Below are 1,734 nucleotides of genomic sequence, written 5' to 3' on the forward strand. Positions count from 1 at the left end.
GCTCACGACAGTAGAACCGGACTCGCCTGGCTCGCGTCCCGGCGAAGGGACCTCTTCGACCATGCCGAATGGCCGGCCGTCAGAGCAGTTTACGTCGCAGGTTGGGCATCTCCCGCGCCGAATTCGAATTCAGTTCCGTCGACCCACATCCTGTGCATCAACACGGCAAGCTTGCGCGCCAACGCGACCTTGGCCCGTTTAGCACCGCGCCGCTTTACCAGCCGAAGCGCCCAGGCCTTCAAGGCAGACGGTTTGACACGCAACGTGATGATCGCGTTCGCCGCCTCATAGAGCACGGTTCGGACCGACGCATCGCCGGCCTTGGTGATATGGCCGGTCACATCTACCTCGCCGGATTGGTATTTTCGCGGTGTCAGGCCGAAATGCGCACCGATCGCTTTGGAGGATCGAAACCTATGGGGATCATCAACGGCGGCTACAAAGGTCAACGAGGCGATTGGGCCAACGCCGGGCACCGTCATAAGCCGCTTGCACACTTCGCTTTCCCGGGTCAGACGCAGCACCATGCGATGCAGCTCGGCCAGTTCGCGGGCGAGAGCAGCGCGGGCCTCCAGCATGGCACCGATCACCTTCTCAAGCATCGTGTTCCCCGTGATAAGTTCGCGGAGCCGGGCATCAAACCGGGCCCGCCCGATCTGACCGACCTTTAAGCCGAAAGACCGCAAGATTCCCCGCATCCCAATGTCGAGATCGACACGCTTCCGCGTGAGAAGCTTGCGCGCAGTCAGCAGCGCCCGGATTTCCTGCGAGTCGGCGGATTTGGCGTGCACCGATTTGAACCAGCCGAGCCGCAGCATTTGTGCGATCCCCCGTGCGTCATTGCGGTCCGTCTTCACGGCCATGGCCGAGATCGCCGCCTGGACATGTCGCGTCTCGAGCAAGACCACGTCGAACCCTTCGACTTTCAAACCGTCGTGCAGCCAGCCGGAAAGCGCCCCAGCCTCCAGCCCGATCCGGGCTCCTGAGCAGCCTTCGTCCCGCAGAATGCGCCCAAGCGCGGCGGGATCACTCAGTGCTTTCAGTTCGCGTATGACCTTGCCGCTCTGATCCACAATACAGACGGCGCTTTCCTTCATCGAAACGTCGATGCCAACGTATTTTTCCATTTCAGTCCCTCCAGTTGCCAGTCCCCGATCATAGGGCGCTACTGGCTTAATACGGCATCTGGAATTCCGAGGTGGGCGCGAAGACACTTGGCATGGCCAGTTTTTACCTGCGGGCGGTGTGCCAGAACCGCAACCTCTGGGGCGTCGAGGATTTTCAGGAAATCACCATCCGTCACTCGAAGTATGCCGCCTCGCGCTTTGCCCAAGAGGCGGCACCAGCACTGACACGGTTTGCCAATTCCTCGCCGCAGGGATTTGTGAACGGCATCAAGGCGGCGCGGCAGCAGATCGTCGCGCGCACAGATGAGGATCGGGATGACTTTCTGCGGAAGCGCGGCTTCTCCAAGGCTGAATCCGGCAAGATCATTGAAAAGGTGCTGATGGAGGAGGGCCGGCCGCCTGAGAGCATCTTTGACTTCGTGCAGGGGATCACGCGCTTGGCGCGGGACAAAACCCAGCAGGATGCCCGCCTCGACATGGAAGGGCGGGCCAAGAAGCTCCTCGACCGGGTTGGCTGACTATGGTGGGGTGCCTCGCTGGCGCCCCACAGAATTCGTCGTGAAGAGCCCATTGCGGTCATTGGCGCCCGTTCGCCGAACCCTCAAAC

1 protein-coding gene and 1 pseudogene are annotated in these 1,734 nt (G+C 61.3%); one reads left to right on the plus strand and one right to left on the minus strand.

Annotated elements, in window-relative coordinates:
• Positions 1-89: 89 nt before the first annotated feature.
• Entirely contained in the window at positions 90-1,127 is a 1,038-nt protein-coding gene (locus WBB85_RS20730; RefSeq protein WP_432640481.1) for an IS110 family transposase, read from the minus strand.
• Positions 1,128-1,186: 59 nt separating this feature from the next.
• On the opposite strand from WBB85_RS20730, the pseudogene WBB85_RS20735 reads away from it, so the two are divergent.
• Positions 1,187-1,645: pseudogene (locus tag WBB85_RS20735) on the plus strand (DUF932 domain-containing protein); the annotation flags it as partial.
• Positions 1,646-1,734: the final 89 nt, after the last annotated feature.

The sequence above is a fragment of the Albidovulum sp. genome (assembly GCF_049646345.1).
Lineage (GTDB): Bacteria > Pseudomonadota > Alphaproteobacteria > Rhodobacterales > Rhodobacteraceae > Albidovulum.

Coding starts and splice junctions, on each gene's coding strand:
- WBB85_RS20730 (WP_432640481.1), bottom strand. CDS start 1,127: ATGGAAAAATACGTTGGCATCGACGTTTCGATGAAGGAAAGCGCCGTC.